The sequence below is a fragment of the Bdellovibrio bacteriovorus genome, assembly GCF_001592745.1.
Taxonomy (GTDB): domain Bacteria; phylum Bdellovibrionota; class Bdellovibrionia; order Bdellovibrionales; family Bdellovibrionaceae; genus Bdellovibrio; species Bdellovibrio bacteriovorus_B.
The window spans coordinates 335529-354310 of the sequence record NZ_LUKD01000005.1; the positions used below are offsets into that span (position 1 = coordinate 335529).

Consider the following 18782-nt stretch of genomic DNA (forward strand, 5'->3'; position numbering starts at 1 on the left):
TCTTTACATTTTCAGGCGACAGCGGTCGGTCAATTTAAGCTTCAACTGCTTCATTGTATCAAACCTTTGCAGACTGTCGTCCCACTTCCATACGAAGGTTTGGCAATTCACGAAATAAGGAAAAGCCACATCACCTTCCGCCGCATAGCTGCTCGCATAGACGAAATCAGGGACCAGGGTCTTTACCAAAGTTTCAACAGCGGAATAACTCAAGATGTGAGCTTTTTCCAGCTCAAAAGAAATCTCTAAAGGAGTTACAAAGCCTGTCTGTCCATTATGCAGAGCTGCGCCCCATTCTACGAACGAATTGCGGTTATAAACGATACGGATGAACTGATGAAACTCGATGCCCTGGTTGGCGTATTCTTGCGCCAGTTGCGCGTAAATATCGGCGTCTTGTTCGCCGTTATCGCCAATAAGAATCACCTTGCGCGGACGGTGTTCTTCCATGAGTTTGCGCAAGTTCGTGATTTTATGAACATCGCTATCATATTCGGTTTTTCCAATATAGGTCCCCGCCGGGTAATTTCCGTTTTTGAGGAAATTGCGGTGCGTGCGACCCATGAACCATTCAGGTGCTTTTGAAAGATAAACCACCCGGATGTCTGAGTTTTCTTTCACGATGTGGTGATAAAGCGCATTCATTCCCAAGAAACGACTTTTATCATCAAAGGCGTAGCGGGCGGCTTCACTTAGATCCTTCACATTCGCAAGCTTGATGGTGTCATCGACGTCGCTTACGAACAATGTCTGAGCCTGAGAGGATAATGAAACAAAGAATATTAAGAACGCGATAAAGTTTTTCATATCCATCCCTTTTAAATACCTTGCTCATCAAACCACATCACAAAGCGCTCCGGTGTTGCGTGAATTGCGAAGGTTTGCGCCTCATCTTTGAAAGCAAAAAGTCCATTTTCAGAGTGAAACTGCTCAAACAAGGCTTTCGCTTCAGCTCCGCGAACTTCAAAGTGGGCTTTACCCGGACCAATACGCGCGACGTTGGATTTATGGATGTAGATCGCGCAGTGGTAATTGTTCTCCGCTTTTTTTGCGCAGATGAAATTCAGAACTTTTTTGGGAGCTTCTAAGGATTTCCCACGTCCCAACATCGAATCCTGTTCAGGACGATCCATGGCCAGGTAAAGCTCTTGAGGGGTGCCGTCGACAGTTCCGTCCACGCTGTTTGAAGCAATATTGATGATCATCTGCATGCCTAGATATCGACCGCTGGTCACAGCCCAGGAACTAGAAACTCCAAAGCTCAAAATCAAAAATAGAAGAATTCTCATCGACACATTCCTTGTCTAAAGTTTATTCATTCGCCTTCCTCAGACTGTCACTGTCAGGCCTGGAAGACGCCCTATCTGGAACTCCCAAAATGAGACTATATTCCATTGTAATATTCAACACTTATACCGTCTCATCATGGGGCGCCATGCTATACCGTGGCCCATCGCTTGCTCTTCTACAAGGCAAGACGGAAATCCTTAAACAGGAGGGACTTATGAAAACGCTTCTAACTATCGCCATCTTGGCTTTCTCTTGCACTTCGTTTGCTTGGAAAAGCTCTGAAGCACCTTCGAAAGAATATGTCTTTAAGTACAAACTGGCGGGTCAGTCGCTGGAGATCAAGCGCGCGGCCGCAAGTTATGAGGACGCTTATGAACAAGCGGCTCAACAATGCTTTAATTTCTATAAAGGTCGTGGCCCTGTGGCTGAAGAACGCGGACTGGATATTATCGACGTTTGCGCAAACCCACGCTCTTAAGACTTTTGACAAGCAGCATAAGTTCTTCGATTCCGTCTTTCCCTTCTGGCCGCTCCTCGCTTATATTAGAGCCTTATCTAAGGAGCGGTTTTCATGGGAGTTCTAAAAGCCATCGGCGATTTTTTATTTGGTAAAGATCCTGATATCTTCGACGAAAAAGGAAATGTTTCACACAAACTTCCTAAAAAGAAATGGGAAGCTTGGCACAATCGTACAAAAACAGATCCACAGTACAATTGGCGTAATCACACCGGCATCACCGGTGCGACTAAAAAGAAAAACAGCAACTAAAGCTGATACTTCTGCCTCAAGTTCGCGATCAGCTCTTGAGGCTCGCTTCCTAAAGACTTCACGGTAAAAATATCATCGACCTGACGGCCCCAAGTATGAACGCGGGCACTCTTAATGCTCACACCCAATTCACTTAAAGACTTCGCGGCTGAGGCCAAGAGCCCTGACTGATCTGGTCCTTTAAAGCTGATCACCCATTCTTTTTCATCCGCACTAACAAGTTGAATCGACTCAAACTTCACGGCCGGAATATTTTTCGACTGCACTTGTGTGTTTTCTAAAATCTTTGTCAGTTGTTGAATGTTTCGAGTTGTCGATACTTGAAACCAGTCATACACGCCGACTTTAGAAAGTGTGTGAATCGAGGCATGGCGAATGCCCAAGCCCAGGGAATACAACTGCCCCACATAATCGCTTAAAAGCCCTTTACGGTCTTTTTTCTCGTGGAAGCGTATCCACACTTCCCCTTTGCGCGTTTTGTAAACCAAAGGCGCCAAAGAGCTTTCAGCGTGTTCTGCTTTTTTGAGATCGTTGACGAGATCTTTAATAGCCAGACTGTCTAATAAAACAGGGCCCAATTCCTCGATCACTTCTGAAGAAAGTTGCAACTTCTTGCGTAAACGCAGAGTTTGGAAATCGAAATAGTCTTGCGCTTTTTTAGATTCAAGGCTGACGACTAAATCGCGCAACAGTTTTGCTTTCCACTCATTCCAGGCCTCTGGATTTGTTGCACGAATATCGATGGCCGTGAATAAGGCCAGACGATAAAGTCTTGCGCCTTCCACACCCTTATCTCGCAAATCCTGCCACACTTTAGGATCTTTCGGATTTTTTCTAAAAGCGGCCTGAGAAATTTCCAGATGATTTTTCACCATCCACTTCACTTCGTCCGTGAAAGACTTTGAAAAACCATAAGATTTAAAATCTCGTTCCACGATGGTCACGCCGAGATCCGAATGGTGGTCTCCACTTTCAAGGCCCTTTGCTAAATCATGATACAAACAGCTCCAGGAAAGAATGCGCCAGTCCTCTTTCGTGAGTTTTTGGTGCAAAGACTTTAATGGTCCTAGCTGAGAGGATTTTTTATAGATACGCTTTACTTCGCGACACGCCTGCATGATGTGCGAGTCCGCCGTAAAACGATGATACTGATCGTGCTGAACATAGCCCACTAAGCGGCGGATTTCAGGCACGAGCTTATCAATCAAACGCGAGCGAAAAATACTTACCAAAAACTCATCTGTCGCTTTAATATCAAGAATAGATTCTAGAACTTGCCCACGTCGTTTCGCCAAGGACTTCACTTTGGCATCGGGTAAAAGACTGTCCAGGTTTTCACGCACTTTTTTCTGCACTAAAACGCTCGAGTTCTTATGTAACGCAAGCGAAAGATCCTCGAACTTTTTAAACTCGAATTGCTCTAGTTTTTTTAGTTCTTTCTCTGAAGACTCGGCAACTTCCACAATCCAGTCTGAATAAAAATGCACGCGCGAAAGACCGCGCTGTAAATCGCGCATAAAATCTTTATGCGTTTTAAATCCCATCCATTTCGCAAGATCAAACTGTACTGCGTTGGACAGAATATCGCCATGACCTTCCAAGTGCAGCTTCTGACGAATATTTAAAAAATAATTGCGATAGTAATGAAGAACATTCAGCGCATGCCCAGGGTGAGTGAACTTTTCGGCGAAGAGCTCGTAAATCTGCAAACCTTGTTCAAGATCGCGAAGTCCACCGGGTCCAAATTTAATATTGGGCTCAAGATAATTCGTGATGGAATCAAAGCGCTTTGCGCGGTTCTTCCGTTCTTCTTTCACAGCCTTTAAAAGAATGCGGCGATAATAGTTCTTTTTTGACCAGATCTTTTTTTGCTGTTCAAAAAGTTTTTGTGCGCCTTCAGGTGTCCAGGGACGAGCTTTTAATAACGCGAGAATATCAAAGGCCTCGACGTTTTCAGTCCAATCGGAAGGATTGTGAGGCATACGGTAGCGAAGTTTAAGACCCTGTTCGTTGGCTTTATCGACAAAGAGTTTTACCTTTTCTTCATCACCACAGAACAGAACATCGATATCCGACTTCGGACTTAATTCACCTCGAGCCCAAGATCCTAAAATAATGGGATGACACTTTTCCCATTCCGGGGAGCTTTTAAAAAGCTCTTCCAGACGCGCCGACAACCAACCCGAAAAGTTTTCGGCTGAAAAACAAAACACCTGACGAACATCTCCGTCAGGTGTCATAAGTGGTGGTGTTAAAACCTCTTGCGCTTGCTCCCACTGAGTTGAAGACAAAAAAGATCTTGTTGCCATCGTGGCTACACTTCCTGTCCGTTACGAGCAACGATTTCTTTCCACTTCGCGATCTGGTTCATCGCATCCAGCGGACTCATCTGCATCAACGGGTATTTTTCCACTTCTGCCATCAAACTTTTGATTTCTTCTGGCAAAGTGAAGGTCGTGATCGGATCTATATCCATCGCCGGAACATCACTATGCAATTGATCTAAAAGTGAAAGCTGACTGGAAGCTTGAACACGTTTTGATTCAATATCACGCAAAAGACCTTTGGCCCTTTTTGTCACAGAGGCAGGAAGTCCCGCTAATTCTGCCACTTGCACCCCGTAAGATTTTAATGCCGGGCCTTTCACCAAGGTGTGCAGGAAACGGATTTCACCGTTTCGTTCGGCCACCGTCATGTGAGCGTTTGTGATCTGACCAAAACTTTGATCTAACGACGTCAGCTCATGGTAGTGAGTCGCAAAGAAAGTAAGGGCTTTTGTTTCACTTAATAAATGTTCAAGAATGGATTGCGCCAAGCACATGCCATCAAACGTGCTCGTACCACGACCGACTTCATCTAGGATCACCAAAGAATCTTTCGTCGCATTTTTTAGCATCGCGGAAGTTTCCGTCATTTCAACCATGAATGTTGAAAGACCTTCCGACAACTGATCACTCGCACCAATACGTGTGAAGATCGCATCAAAGACCGGGATTGAAGCCTCATCTGCCGGGACGAAAGAACCCATTTGCGCCATAATAGCGATCAAAGCCACTTGTCTCATCAACGTCGACTTACCAGCCATATTCGGGCCCGTTAATAACAGGCAAGAGTGAGGGCGAAGTTCAATGTCGTTCGCAACGAAGTTCTTTTTCACGGTTTGCTCAACCACCGGGTGACGGCTGGCTCTCAATTTTAAAGAACCATCTGTCGTGAATTGCGGACGTACGTATTTTTCTTCCAAACTCAACCATGCCAAGCCTGAAACCACGTCGACCTCACTACATTCATGAGCCAGCGTCAGTAAAGCGGGGCATTGAGCCAGAATCTCTTTTCTCAAGGCTTCGAAGAATTCAAATTCCAAATCTGCGCGCTTCGTATTGGCACTCAGAACTTTTCTTTCTAATTCAACAAGCTCGTCGGTGCAGTAGCGTTCCGCATTAGTCAAAGTTTGTTTTCTTTGATAGTGCGCTGGCGCCTTGTCTTTGTGTGTATTAGTGATTTCAATATAATAACCGAAAACATTGTTGTAGCGGATTTTAAGACTAGAAATACCGGTCTTCTCTTTTTCCTCAGCCTCCATGCGTGCCACCAAAGCTTGCGAATGAGTCGAAAGTTCAATCAACTCATCAAGCTCTGCAGAAACGCCCTGACGAATCAAATAACCTTGCTTTGTTGCCAAAGGAGGATCTTCAACCAACGTGCGCTCAATCTTGTAAGCAAGATCGCGCAAAGGTTCAAAGTTCGCCGTTCCCCCGGAAGCATGCACTAGAACTTCAAGCGCGCTGATACCAGCATGAACACTTCCTGCCAAAGCCAAAAGATCACGACCATTGCATTGAGGTTGAGAGATTTTTCCAAGACGTCTTTCGATATCGCCCATTTGCCCTAGGATTTGACGAACGCGTTTTAACTCAAGGACATGGCTGCGCCAGAACTCAACCGAAGTAAGACGCTGTTCAATGGCCTTTGTATCACGCAGTGGAAAACTCAACCACTGACGAAGAAGACGACTTCCCGCAGACGTTTGCGTGCGGTTGATCGCATGAAAAAGACTTCCCAGGCCTTCACCTTTGTAAGTCGAAAACACCTCAAGGTGACGAAGAACTGTTCCAGAAATTTCAAGACGATGCTCAAGATCCCTTTCTACAAACGGTGAAAGTGTCTTGATAGACTCTTCCCCTGACAGCTGCGTGACATAAGAAACCAGCCGGGCAGCCGACAAAGGCGCGCTGTTTTTTAATAAATCGTGAAGAGCCTCTGCGACATCTTCATGGAAGCTAATAAGTACGCCATCAAGACCTTTCAGCAAGGCCTCGTCGTCTTTAGAAATCACAATCTCAGCAACGGGAAGAATTTGTAAGAAACGCAAAAGCTCTGTCGTTTTTTGCGACCTAAAGAAAAATGCTTCGCCCGTTGTTGTATCTAAGAAGCTGATAGACTCATTATCTAAACTCACAAGATAATGAGGCTTTGTTCCGTCCAAAGTATCAGAGTCATAGACCATGCCCGGAGTCAGAACTCGCGTGACACCTCTTTTGACAATACCCTTTGCCATCTTGGGATCTTCTAGCTGATCACAGATTGCAACCTTGAAGCCGGCCGCTAAAAGTTTATTTATCGGACCTGCGATAGAATGATGAGGTACGCCACACATCGGAGTTTCATCAGCCGATTTTTTATTTCTTTGCGTAAGAGCGATTCCCAAGACCGGTGCCGCTTTCACAGCATCATCGAAGAACATCTCAAAGAAGTCCCCCATGCGGAATAGAAGAATTTTATCTTGGTGAACGGACTTGATGTCCCAGAACTGTTTCATGAGCGGAGTAAGATTTGACATAGCCCAAAAAGTTAACGAAGGCGGGGCGGCAATTCACTCAAAAACGCATCGCATCTGTGAGGGAAAATAGGGCTTTAAAAACGAAAACCGCACTCATAAAGAGTGCGGCGCGTTAGCTACTTCTCTGGAGTGTTCGTATTCACCCATTTTTCGACGATGGCCCGCATTTTTGATGACATCAATCCACTTCGTGGCATGGGGGCATTGGCGTCGTTAATACGCAATAGAATCTTCGCGGCCTTCGATTTTGATTGAGAATAACTGCTTAAGTCCAAACCACCCTGACTGCTGGCCCCTTGATGGCAGGAAAAACACTGACTTCGGAAGACACCTAAGTTTGCGTCTGTGGAAGTCAACTGGGCAAAAGTGACTTTCTCTGGAGTCGTATCCACTGGCACCGTGACGTTGGAGCCCGTGCCGCATTTTGCAGAGGCATCGACTTTTTCGATGGAGCTAAACTGCAAAGCAAACTTATCCGTGGTTTTGCGAGACGCCGTAACAATCAACTGCGCATTTCCAACCGGCGCGAGATTTAAGGATACATTCGGGCATATAACGGCATCAATCCCACGATAGACCGTCGCCGCATCATTCAAGACGTTATTAACGTAAAAGAACAAACCTTTCACTCGATATTTCGCACTTCCGGAAGCAATACCCATCGTCGGATTTTTAATCGCGTATCCAACTTCAGTGCCCCCGACTTTCGCTACTTGAACTTCCACTGAAATAGTCAAAGGCAGTTTCGCGGCATTAGTTGGCATATCGCCAGCCGTATTCATGTTCCAAGAAAGTTTGGACCAATATGTTGATTCTGATTTTTTATTTACAATATTTGCGTCGGTCTTATTACCAGTCACGACAGACTTATCTTCAACATCACTCCCCTTACACTGAGCCCAGGCCGTTACGGCATTTTCCCAATCCGCTTTTAAACTACTAATGGTCCCGTTGTGATGAGCTCCCGTTGAAGGAGGATTGTGATTGGCACTGATGGCATTTGCGGAAACCGCTAGATAACCTTTGTCGCGGAAAACCTGATAAGACGATAAAGAATTTTTAGAGGCAAAAGCAGGCGCTTCGTGCTCTCCATTGTGGCAACCTGCGCAGTTGTTCTTTAAAAACACGTAGTAACCCGCGCCGAATTTCGCGTAAAGCTGGTCCTCACAGATATCGCCCGTGCTTTGTTCTTCCGAAGTTTCGTCATCGATTAAGGAATCATCTACGGGAAGACTGCTTCCGGAATTAAGTTGCACGGCTTTTGTATCTAATACGAAACCTTCTCCTAAGTTCTGACCGCAGTTTTGAAATGCAATCACCAGAAGAAAACTTCCAGATACCATCCCTAAAACTTTAAGAGCTTGTGTTCTTTTCATCCCCAAATTCCCCATTCCCCTTACGAACCCGAACTTAAGACGTCGACTTACTTTTTAAGCGGCTTTCAGCTTTACGACTTTTTCTACGTCATCATTTTGCAATGTTGCCGGAGCCAATTGCTTAAAGATTCCAAGCTTTTTATTAAGACTTAAATAATTCGCTAGAACGGCTGCCGCCACATAGTCCGGACGAGAACCAACAAGCGTCGTCGTATCGACACTTTGATCCGCAAGATAGTGTCCGATCTGATTTCCCGTAGCGGCTAATTTTCCTTGCGGATGGTAGGCGATAATGAACTGCAACGACGAGCTATAATCACTCGACCAAATCGCTGTTGAGGATTCAGACTCTTCAGAGACGCAAGCTCCATCCGTCGTCACCAGAATGAATAAAGATTTTTTCATACGGTGAGCAAGTTCAATCATACGCCCGATCTGCTGTCCGGCTGCGAAGTCACGCTGATCAGCCACCGTTCTTAATCCCGGTGCATGATAATCGTAACCACCTAAAGTGATGCGACCGTGCGAGACGTTGCCGTTTAAGGCATTAAACACGACACCCGCCGTAATGGCGTTGGCATTGTTTGCCGCCGTCGAGGCATTGATCCCGTAAACCGCTTGCGCTGAAGCATCCTTACGGGGATCCACACCAGAAGCACCACCGGCTTTGATAATATCACCCGACTTAATTCCCGCTTCTTGTAAAGCGACTTTGATGCCGTCATCTTTCGCATTTAATTTTGCTACTTGAGCTTGAGTCATTTTACCAATAAAGCCACTCAGTTTTTCTTTTTGAGGCTTAGATAATAGGCCATTATCCGCTAAGACGCTTGAGTAATTCAAAGCGCCGAACATCGAATCCAAACTAGCAAGCTCAAGTACAGAGTTCGGTGCATTGAACACCGGTTTGATATTTTCACTGGCAGTTCCTTGATGCACGGTGGGCAGAATTTTTCCGACCAATCCCGCTCTTTCAAGCGGACCTGAAAGATCATAAAAAGGACGAAGTGCCGACTGACCATTGGTATCATTGGCCGTATTTGTACATAAAGCCACAAGACGAGATCTTCCTAAAGCATCGGAGGAACAGACGTCTTTAATACCTTTGTGAAGCTGCGAGGAAGAGGCAAAGTCAGCTCCCATGAGTCTTTCCGTTGCAAAACCAGCCTTACCCAATCCCAACTTCGAATAGGACTTAAGAAGACTGCCGCCGGAATCTTTCACGACAAAGTTTCCATGCAGAGCTGCACCCCCGCTAAGACTTAAAGTCACAAAAGGCATCATCGGTGTTGTTTGCGCGACCGCTTTTTCAGCCATCGTCAAGATAGAGGTTACCGCACCCGGCACAGCCACGCGTGCGGCAAAAGAAAGCACACCTGCTTCTAAGAGTTCCCGACGTGAAAGTCGCAGTCCTGAAGAGGCCTCATTTGGGTTTTCCAGAATTTTTTTAAGTTTATCGTTCTTCATAACTCCCCCAATTTCCTCTCGTCCTACAACAAGTAGGATTCAGGCACCGATAACATTCCTGAACAGATAAAGATCGCAAGCTTGTCTGTTTCTGCTGCGTTCCCCATCGCAATAGAATTCAGAGTGCTGTAATACTCATCAATCGTTTTTGAAAACAAAGCCAATTCTTCACTCGTCGGTTTACGCATCCAAAAGCGATCCACCATCGTAATATAAGTGTTTAGAGCCCCTAGCTTTCCGTAAGAGCTCGGGCCCTTAGTGAAATCAATAAATTTAAAAATATCGCGGGTGCCCTTTTTCTCTTTATTCACGGCTTGCTTACAAACCACCGCTGCAAGGGACGTCATCGCAATAATGGCTGGCGAATTGACCAAAGCAATATCATTCTGCGAAGCCAGTAAATTACGACGATAGTTCACCTCGGCGTTCACTTCCGCCTGATTGATCTCATTGGGTTTCAAATCCAATAAAGACATCATAGATTCTAAGGTTTGTTTTGCATCTGTTGGCGCACCGTCGATCGCGCTTTCTGCTTTTGAGTTTGGAGTGTCTATCGAATGCCCCTCAGGCATTGCGGCTTCCAGGCTGGCAAAGTCCGTTTGCTCCGCACAGTTTTGAAAGGCCATTCCAACAAACAAGAAGGAAAAGGTCATACCAATGGATAAAGAGATTTTTTTCTTCAAGTTCATCTTAAGGCTCCTTCACGAGACCGCAGCTTGAATCCAAGGCGATATCTTGATAAAGGCTTTTAAGGTTGTAGTTCAAGGCTTCGAAACGATCCCCTAAACGCACCAAGGTCGTATATTGAGTCGTATCTAGCTTTTTAAAGCACACACTTTCATACACACGTTTTGCCATACACTGACTGAAGCGTCGGGATTCCGAAATCATGCGACCAAAATCCTTCACACCCTGACCACCCGTCTTATTTGAACCGCGCCAACCGAAGAAAGAAGACTTACTTCCTAATGTGGCATTATTTACGAAGTCATCACTAGTCACGGTGAAACCGTAGGCATAGTTCCCTCTGTTCATCTTAGTTGCGACTCCGGTCTCTGAATCAAAAACATTGCGCGGGAACAGTCTCAGTTGATCTTTGGCTTGAAGATAAGGCGCCATTAAATTCACGTTTGCCTGACGCCCGCGATTTACTAGTTTTCCTTGAAGACGCGCAATTTCACTCGCACTGACCTTGCTTGCTGTCAGAACAGCTGTGTAGTAACCGTAAAGTACGGACATGTCCTTTTTCGAATCCAGATTACACTGAAGGAACTTCTCTTCCTGGACCTGTGCCGTCAAAGCTGTGTTTCCTAGATGAGCCAAGCAAGCTTTCACATAGTCCACGTGGTATTGCGTATTATTGCGGTTATTACGGAATACATTCAGGTCAGATTGTTTCTTCGCACGATAATCCGCGATCAATTCAACCACTGTCTGAGGATCACGAATTGTATTAAGGATTGCATTTAATGTTGTTGCCGCCTGCTCTGGCGTTGAACCACGTGTGATTAAAAAGTTATAGCGAGTCTTATAGTAGTCCGACTCTTCCTGATTTTTTTCTAAATCCGGGATCACGACCGTCGTTGCCGGTGTGACGACATTCGTTAAATAGTCCGAATATTTAGTAGCAATCTTATTTGAATTAAAGAAATCTCCATGCGTCGTGGAATAAATTCCGGTCGCTGCTGAGTTTGTGAAGTTACCATAATCCATTTTTGCAAAAGCCGGGCGCATACCATCCATCACGGAGTGACAGCTCTTACAACTAGTTAAATATTTATTGTAGTCTCCCGCTGGGAATCGCTCGACGTCTTTTCCCACATATTGATCCGAGGCACTTGAATCCGCAGCTTCTGCCATGGAAACACAAAGGAACTGCTTCAACGTGAACTCGACGGCGCGACGGTTGCTTCCGCCCCCTAGATTTCTTTCCGCGAAAGTGCGCGTTGTTAATACTCCCGCTGGATCCGGATGATTCGCCGCTGTGAGAACAGGCGTGCTTTTTTCTTTTTGCATGTAAGGCGTGTCATTCGAAGTGATCACCATTTGTTGGCGTGGTTTAAAAGACAAAACCTTCGTAAGATCCAAGAAGGCCGTCTCAACAGGAGTGAAGTTATTCTGATTATAAAAGCGCGTGCGAGGATCATCGTCATTTGCGACACCAGAGACATCGTAGTAATAATCCGAAGTCAGCACTTCACGGAAATCACGGTTGTCACGAACCACACCCACGATTAGTGCTGAAAAATCGTTAAAACCTACTTTCACCGACTCGTCTTTATTGGAAAGACGTAAAGAAAGATTTTTGATTTGCACATTAAGAAAGTCCGGAGTTGTCGTGATGTATTTCGCCGCAGCTTTATAATCACCATTTGCGATATGATCCGCGACCACTTTTAGTTCCGCTCGTTTAGAAGAGACCTTAACGCCTGTCATGCGCTCATAAAGCTTCTTCGCACTTCGCATATCCGCATCTGAAGCAGCAAAAGCGTTTAAAGAAAACGCTGTCACGGCCGCAATGAGAAAATAGTGACCTTTCATACCGTATCCCCCGTAACTCTATTATCGTCTTTTTTACGAAAACTAGAGAGGGTAAATCGATGAAAAAATCCATGATATCAGCTACATAAAAGTTCGACACTGACGTTCTTCTAAACAGTCACCGTGCGATCTAGATTTTAAACGGGCCCCACGCACAAAGAATTTCAAAGTGACACATCTGAGATCAATTTTGCAAAATATGAATTCTGTTCCGTGAGCAGAACTGCCCACGGAATTCTGGTAATTGGGTCGAGTCAGAATGAGAATCTACGAGGGAAAATACTTAGCTTAAAGCACTCATCAGTTTGCCATAGATGCCATCAAAACCACCGTTACTCATGATGAGGATAACATCACCTTTTTTAGCACGGGCTTTTAAGGCCGCAACAATCTGATCCGCATTATCAAAGTCCGCCGCCGTCACTCCGGATTTTCGCAAATCTTCAACAAGCTCGTGAGAAGAAAAACGATTTTCTTCGTCAATTTTAGACTGATCAAAAGCTTTAGCTAACATCACTTCGTGAGAACCTTTGAAAGCCTCTACATAGTCTTTCTGGAAGACCTTACGACGAGAAGTCGCGCTGCGCGGCTCAAACACCGAAAAGACTTTGCGGTTCGGATATTTCTTTTGAATGCCTTTTACTGTTTCGCGAACCGCCGTCGGATGATGAGCGAAATCTTCGATAACCAACACTCCACCAGGCTCACCTAAAATTTCCTGACGACGTTTCACACCCTCAAAGGACTCTAAAGCAATCTGAATGCGGTTTTCAGAAAAACCAAGGCACTTCGACATCGCTACGACAGCGGTCGCATTGAGGATGTTATAATCGCCCGTAATTTGCATCGCATACGGGCCTAAAATTTCACCCTTGTGATGAACTTCAAAACCGATGCCTTTTTCATTATGGAAAAGAACTTTCGCACGGAAATCAGCATTTTCGCCAAAGCCATAGGTGAAAGAGTTCTTACACTTTGCAAGTTTACGAAGCTCCATAACATTTGCATCTTCAGCACAGGCTAAAAGAGTTCCGTTCTCTGGAATCAGCGTCATTAAACGCGCAAACGAGTCTTTCACCGCTTGCAAATCTTTGTAGATATCCGCGTGATCAAACTCGACCGACGTTAAAATCACATGCTTAGGCTTGTAGTGGACGAACTTTGGTACTTTATCAAAGAAAGCCGTGTCATATTCGTCACCTTCGATAACGAAGAAATTTCCCTCTGGATTTTTAAATGACTGAGAAAAGTTTTTGGGGATTCCGCCAATCAAAAAGCCTGGTTTCACACCAGCATTTTCCGCCACCCACGACATCATGGATGTCGTCGTTGTTTTACCGTGCGTCCCCGAGATCACTACACTTTCACGGTCTCCGATAATAAATTCACCCATCGCTTTCGGTAAAGATGTGTAGGGAATTTGCAACTTCATCAACTCTTGCGCTTCTTCGTTGCTCGCAGAAATCACATTACCGACAATAACAAAATCCGGCTTCGGGTGAAGATTTTCAGCCTTATATCCCTTCATAATATTGATGCCGAGGCTTTCTAACTGCGTGGACATCGGAGGATAGGGATTCAAATCACTGCCAGTGATTTTAAATCCGCGATCTTTCAAAAGACCTGCTAAAGATGCCATCGCCGTTCCGCAGATCCCCATAAGGTGAATGTGGCTGCCTGATTTTAAGTTCATTTGCTACTCCAGTTCCGCGCCGATGGCGCTGCACTCTGTGCGCTTTCGCGCGGGATGCCGCTGCACTCTGTGCGCTTCCGCACTAAACGCCACTGCGGCGGTAATTTTCAACAATCCAATTATGTATTTCAGGACGCAATTTTCCAAAGGCTTTATTATCAGAGCCGTACAACACACGATTTGAAAGAATGATGATGCTCATATCCATCTTCGGATCATACCAAATCGAAGTCCCTGTAAAGCCTGTATGCCCGATGGAATCCAAAGAAAAATAGCTGCCACAGCTTGCAGATCCTGGTGTCGGCATCATGTAGCCCATCGCCCAGTCCCCTTTTCCTTCAGGAAGCGCGCGCTTAGCAAAAAGCTGAGCGGTTTTCTGGCGAATAGAATACCGGGCTATACCCATTAGTTGCGAACGCAAGTGCAGAGAGAACCAACCCACATCATCAATGCTTCCAAAAAGCCCCGCATGAGTCGAAACTCCGCCCAAAGACCAGCAGTTCAAATCATGAACTTCACCTTGGATAAGCTTGCGACGAACAGAGCACTCCTCAGTCGGCGCAAAAAGTCCCGTACGGACGGAAGTTTGATTGTTGGGATGGAATTCTAAAGTCGTTCCCAAGTAGAATTTATTTTTAATTTCTTCCCACACATCGTGCAAAGGCTTATCGAAAAACTTCTCTAAGATAAAACCCAGAACTAGGAAACCGACATCGGAATACACGGCGGTCTCTTGTTTTTCAATTTTAAGTCCCTGCAGAATCTCGCGAAGCTGCTCTCTTCTTTTTTCAACCGGCAATTGCGTGTTGATCTCTTGGTAAAGAGGAAGCCACCACGCCAACCCCGAAGAGTGAGTCAAAAGCTCTGTAATTTTGGTTTCTTTATGGGGAAACCATGAAAGAACATCAGCGACTTTTGTTTCGAAATTCCATTTAGAAAGTTCAAACGCATACATCATCGCCTGCGTCGTGAAGATCACCTTCGTTAGACTGGCTAAATCATAATAAGCAAATGTATTTCCTGCAGAGACGTCACAAATAATACGTCCCCCTTGATAAGCGCGCACCATGACCCCGGGAGTGGTGTCGCGAATGCGCTCTTCAAGCTGCTTCATCAAATTTTTCTCAAGGACTGAAAACTTCATTTACGCCCTCCTGTTTGAATAATCAAATGACCCTTCCCTGCCTCGACATTAAGAACGCACGAAGTGTTAAAAGGAACAGGCCTTTGAATCATGGCATGACCGGACTCCAAACCTTGAAACATCGGAATATCCAGATCCTGCGCCCAGCGTTTAAATACTTGTTTAAAATTATTCTTCCTTGTTGAAGGCTCTTCACCGCCAACAAAATCACCTAAAATCAGGCCGTGACATTGTTTGAACAAACCTGCCTGACGAAACTGCTCAAACATACGGTCGATGCGGTAACCACGCTCGCCAATATCTTCAACAAAAAGCAAAGACTTGCGAGTGTCGATCTGCCAAGGGGTGCCCATGGTGGATTGAAGCACTGTCAGGTTGCCACCCGTGATTTTAGACTTTAGGTTTCTGACCTTACGAGCGGCTTCATTTAAAGCTTTGATTTTTTTAAATTCAATTTGATTCGTTTGACCAAAAAGAATGTCATGCATTTCTTTTTCATGCTTCGGCGCAATCAGATTTCTTCCAAAACGGTCTAAAATCGGCGCATGCAAAGAAGTCCATCCCCATTCTTGCGTGACAAACGTATGCAAAGACGTGATGTCACTAAGGCCAATAAGAAGCTTTGGCTCTTTGGGCTTTTTTAGCTTTGCAAGCATTGGCACCATTCGGTTGCTGCCATAGCCTCCGCGCAAACACCAGATCACGCGCGAGTCTTTAGATTCAATCGCTGCTTTTAAAAACTTAAATCTTTGCTCATCATCATTGGCGTGCAAAAAGTGCGGCTTGATCAAACCTTTCGGAATACGTGGTTGCAATTTCCATCTTAAAAGAAAATCACGCGAGCCTTCCACATCTTGAGGCTGAGATGGGTAACCAGGAGCCACCACATCGATAATGTCATTTTCTTTAAAGTACTTCCAATAGCTCACTTTTAAACTCTTTTGATAATGTCTTTGATAGATTTTTTGTGTTTCTTACCCGTAAAGATTTCGTCAATCTCTTTAGGCTTTAGCAGAGCACGGACTTGATCATCCACTAAAAGTTTGTCTCTTAAATGCTCTCCGTATCCCATAGAATGACAAAGGCGCTGCACTAAAGCGTAAGCCTCTTCACGAATCATTCCTTTAGTCACCAAGGCCAACAGCACATGGGAACTAAAGAGCTGACCTTGAGAACTATCAATGTTTTCGAGCATGCGCTTTTTATTTACTTCTAGACCATCCAACAAGATGCTCATGCGATTTAAAGCATAGTCCGCTACGATAAACGCATCAGGGAAAACAACGCGTTCAACTGACGAGTGACTGATATCACGCTCGTGCCATAATGCCACGTTTTCTAATCCTGCGATCGCGTAACCGCGAAGCAGTCGTGAAAGGCCTGTGATGTTTTCAGCGCTAATCGGGTTTTTCTTATGAGGCATCGCCGAAGAGCCTTTTTGACCTTTTGTGAAGCCTTCCGTCACTTCACCGACGTCACTTCTTTGTAGATGACGAAGTTCGACAGCCAATCTTTCTAAACCGGTGCCTAAAAGAGCCAGAGCGTTTAGCATTTCAGCGTGACGATCTCGAGGGATCACTTGAGTCGCGATAGTTTCAGGTTTCAGGCGCAATTTTTTTGCAACCGCCGCTTCCACTTTAGCTGGCTGACTGGAATAAGTTCCAACAGCTCCGCTCAATTTGCAGATCATCATATTGTCTAAAGCCGCTTTCACGCGCTTTTTGTTTCTTTCGGTTTCCGCCAAAAAACCCGCCATCTTATAACCGAAAGTCGTCGGTTCTGCGAACATGCCGTGAGTGCGACCCGCACACAAAGTTTCAGCGTGTTTTTTCACTAAGGATTTTAAGGATTTTTCCAATGTCGTGATGGAATTCATCAAAACAACACCGGCTTCACGGATTTGCAGACTGAAAGCCGTATCCAGAACATCAGAGGACGTCATTCCATAGTGAATATATTTCCCGTGCGGTCCTACGTTTTCGGCAAGATTAGAAACAAAAGCAATCACGTCATGCTTTGTTTCTTTTTCGATTTCAGAGATGCGCTTGACGTTGAAGCGTGATTTTTGTGCGATGGACTTTGCAGCGACTTTAGGAATAATTCCCATCTGCGCTTGAACTTCAGCAACGGCAATCTCGACTTCCATCATTTTGCCAAATCTATGGTCGGCGTGCCATAAAAGACCCATTTCCGGGCGCGTGTAACGTTCGATCACGTTGCCTGTTCCTTTCTGCGTTTTTCTTTTTGTTCTTTAAGGAGTTTTTCTTTCCACCATTGAGTCAAACGACCCAGGATCATTTCGTCGCGGTCAAAGTAGGCTCCCCAAGAGTAGTGAGGCCATTCCTCGGGACTGCTTAAATGCAGATTGCTATAAAGAACTTTCCCACGACGGCTGCTTTGTCTGTCGCCGAAAACCGGGAAGCGAGCTGCACCCAGTTGCGCATAAGTATAATAATACTCTTGCGGGAAATTTAAAATCTGCGGGTCGGACAAGGACATTCTTTCTGACAAATGCTGGCGCATGCGATCACTGCGAACCGTTAGATATTCTTTATTGAATCGCTGAACCGTGGGAATACGCATCCACACATCAAACTGATCAGCTAAAGTCGTTCTTTGCAGAATCAGCATATTTTCATGTGTCCATGGCGACTGCAGATCATTCATCACCAACGTGTGTGACGGAAGATGATCTCGCTCAAAACACTGTTGTAAGCTCACGCGATAGCGCACCCAACACCACTCGGGCTCTAATGCGCCTTCCGGGAAGAAGTATTTACCCAAGCGTTCATTCAAGAAATACGTTTCTTCACTCGTCAAAAGCCAGACAATTTGCTCCAACCGAAACAGACCTTGTTTCTCACCCGAGATTTCAAGACCCGTGATGGATTTTCCTCCGCCAAAGGAAGCATCAACGATTTGCTGGGGACGCATGACTTCAACACCTTTGGCGGCCAACCACTCAAAAGATTTTTCCAAGCCATTACGTGTAGCCTGACGAACTAAGAAAGAAGAAAAAAGTGGAAGATTCTCGCCGCGAGCCGCGCCTTGCGCATTCGGCATATAGGTCGTTCCGGCCCACTGATGCGAAAGATGCAAAAGCCAGCTTTGTTCAAAACTGAAGGCCTCCAGATTTTTATAAAGAGATTTGCTGTTCTTCGAAGAAAACATGAAGTCTTTGATGTGCGAGGACAAGGGCGCTTTATCAATTTTGAATTTCGTTAAAGGACCTTTGCACTCAAAGGGTCCTTCTTTCAGCCACATTGTAAAACCATTGGGAACTTCTTCGAAGTGATCATCTGAATACAGGCGTTCCATTTGCGATTCAGAAATTCTTTCCGTGCGGAAAAATCCGAAGGGACCTTCAACATCTTCTGAGGGCCACACGCCGAGTTTTGTCGACACGTCTACCAGAGTCGTTTTAATTCCCTCTTTCGCCAAAGCTGCCGCCAACCAATGACCGCGCCCAAAGGCCGAAACCAAGATGACTGGACTTCCCAACTCCATCGAAACAAAACTCCTCAAAATAGTATGTAAACTGTCTTAATGATTAGAAAATCAGGCGTTCGCAAAGTCAAAGGTGCGCACCGCATCTAAAACCCTCAAAAGGTCTTTTTCTTGAGATTTTAAAAAGCCCCTCTTAGACTCGGAACTCATCGGGA

Annotated in this window: 15 protein-coding genes; 2 read left to right on the plus strand and 13 right to left on the minus strand. The window is 45.3% G+C overall.

Going from position 1 to position 18782, the window contains the following annotated elements; genetic code table 11:
• Positions 1 to 3 precede the first annotated feature (3 nt).
• Positions 4 to 807: a phosphatase domain-containing protein gene (locus AZI87_RS12255; protein WP_063207434.1), complete on the minus strand. Its 804-nt coding sequence runs from the start codon at positions 805 to 807 to the stop codon at positions 4 to 6.
• Positions 808 to 818: 11 nt separating this feature from the next.
• Positions 819 to 1289 carry a hypothetical protein gene (locus AZI87_RS12260; protein ID WP_063207436.1) on the minus strand — a complete coding sequence of 157 codons (471 nt, stop codon included), beginning with the start codon at positions 1287 to 1289 and terminating at the stop codon, positions 819 to 821.
• A gap of 215 nt (positions 1290 to 1504) precedes the next feature.
• Between AZI87_RS12260 and AZI87_RS12265 the strand changes: the two genes are divergently transcribed.
• Both AZI87_RS12265 and AZI87_RS12270 read left to right on the plus strand, forming a co-directional pair.
• The gene (locus AZI87_RS12265) at positions 1505 to 1768 is read left to right on the plus strand and encodes a hypothetical protein (RefSeq protein WP_063207439.1); all 264 of its coding nucleotides are present in this window, start codon (positions 1505 to 1507) and stop codon (positions 1766 to 1768) included.
• Positions 1769 to 1861: 93 nt separating this feature from the next.
• Positions 1862 to 2059: a hypothetical protein gene (locus tag AZI87_RS12270; protein ID WP_063207442.1), complete on the plus strand. Its 198-nt coding sequence runs from the start codon at positions 1862 to 1864 to the stop codon at positions 2057 to 2059.
• On the opposite strand, the gene AZI87_RS12275 is transcribed toward AZI87_RS12270, so the two are convergent.
• From AZI87_RS12275 to AZI87_RS12325, 11 genes are all read right to left on the minus strand, one after another.
• Positions 2056 to 4368, minus strand: coding sequence for an HD domain-containing protein (locus AZI87_RS12275; protein ID WP_063207445.1), 2313 nt, complete (start codon positions 4366 to 4368; stop codon positions 2056 to 2058). The genes AZI87_RS12270 and AZI87_RS12275 overlap by 4 nt on opposite strands.
• A gap of 5 nt (positions 4369 to 4373) precedes the next feature.
• Positions 4374 to 6878: a DNA mismatch repair protein MutS gene (gene mutS, locus AZI87_RS12280; protein ID WP_253696777.1), complete on the minus strand. Its 2505-nt coding sequence runs from the start codon at positions 6876 to 6878 to the stop codon at positions 4374 to 4376.
• Positions 6879 to 7015: 137 nt separating this feature from the next.
• Positions 7016 to 8275 carry a hypothetical protein gene (locus tag AZI87_RS12285; protein ID WP_063207451.1) on the minus strand — a complete coding sequence of 420 codons (1260 nt, stop codon included), beginning with the start codon at positions 8273 to 8275 and terminating at the stop codon, positions 7016 to 7018.
• A gap of 54 nt (positions 8276 to 8329) precedes the next feature.
• Positions 8330 to 9742, minus strand: a complete 1413-nt coding sequence (locus AZI87_RS12290) for a hypothetical protein (RefSeq protein ID WP_063207459.1) — start codon at positions 9740 to 9742, stop codon at positions 8330 to 8332.
• Between the two features lie 23 nt (positions 9743 to 9765).
• Positions 9766 to 10431: a hypothetical protein gene (locus AZI87_RS12295; RefSeq protein ID WP_063207462.1), complete on the minus strand. Its 666-nt coding sequence runs from the start codon at positions 10429 to 10431 to the stop codon at positions 9766 to 9768.
• Position 10432: 1 nt separating this feature from the next.
• Positions 10433 to 12283, minus strand: a complete 1851-nt coding sequence (locus tag AZI87_RS12300) for a hypothetical protein (RefSeq protein WP_253696779.1) — start codon at positions 12281 to 12283, stop codon at positions 10433 to 10435.
• Positions 12284 to 12566: 283 nt separating this feature from the next.
• Positions 12567 to 13976, minus strand: a complete 1410-nt coding sequence (mpl, locus tag AZI87_RS12305; protein ID WP_063207464.1) for a UDP-N-acetylmuramate:L-alanyl-gamma-D-glutamyl-meso-diaminopimelate ligase — start codon at positions 13974 to 13976, stop codon at positions 12567 to 12569.
• Between the two features lie 82 nt (positions 13977 to 14058).
• Positions 14059 to 15120 carry a serine hydrolase domain-containing protein gene (locus AZI87_RS12310; RefSeq protein ID WP_063207468.1) on the minus strand — a complete coding sequence of 354 codons (1062 nt, stop codon included), beginning with the start codon at positions 15118 to 15120 and terminating at the stop codon, positions 14059 to 14061.
• On the minus strand, positions 15117 to 16049 hold the full coding sequence (locus tag AZI87_RS12315) for an LD-carboxypeptidase (RefSeq protein WP_063207471.1): 933 nt from the start codon (positions 16047 to 16049) through the stop codon (positions 15117 to 15119). Before AZI87_RS12315 ends, AZI87_RS12310 begins: the two co-directional genes overlap by 4 nt.
• Positions 16050 to 16051: 2 nt before the next feature.
• The gene (gene purB / locus AZI87_RS12320) at positions 16052 to 17335 is read right to left on the minus strand and encodes an adenylosuccinate lyase (protein ID WP_063207474.1); all 1284 of its coding nucleotides are present in this window, start codon (positions 17333 to 17335) and stop codon (positions 16052 to 16054) included.
• On the minus strand, positions 17332 to 18627 hold the full coding sequence (locus AZI87_RS12325) for a hypothetical protein (protein ID WP_063207477.1): 1296 nt from the start codon (positions 18625 to 18627) through the stop codon (positions 17332 to 17334). Before AZI87_RS12325 ends, purB begins: the two co-directional genes overlap by 4 nt.
• Positions 18628 to 18782: the final 155 nt, after the last annotated feature.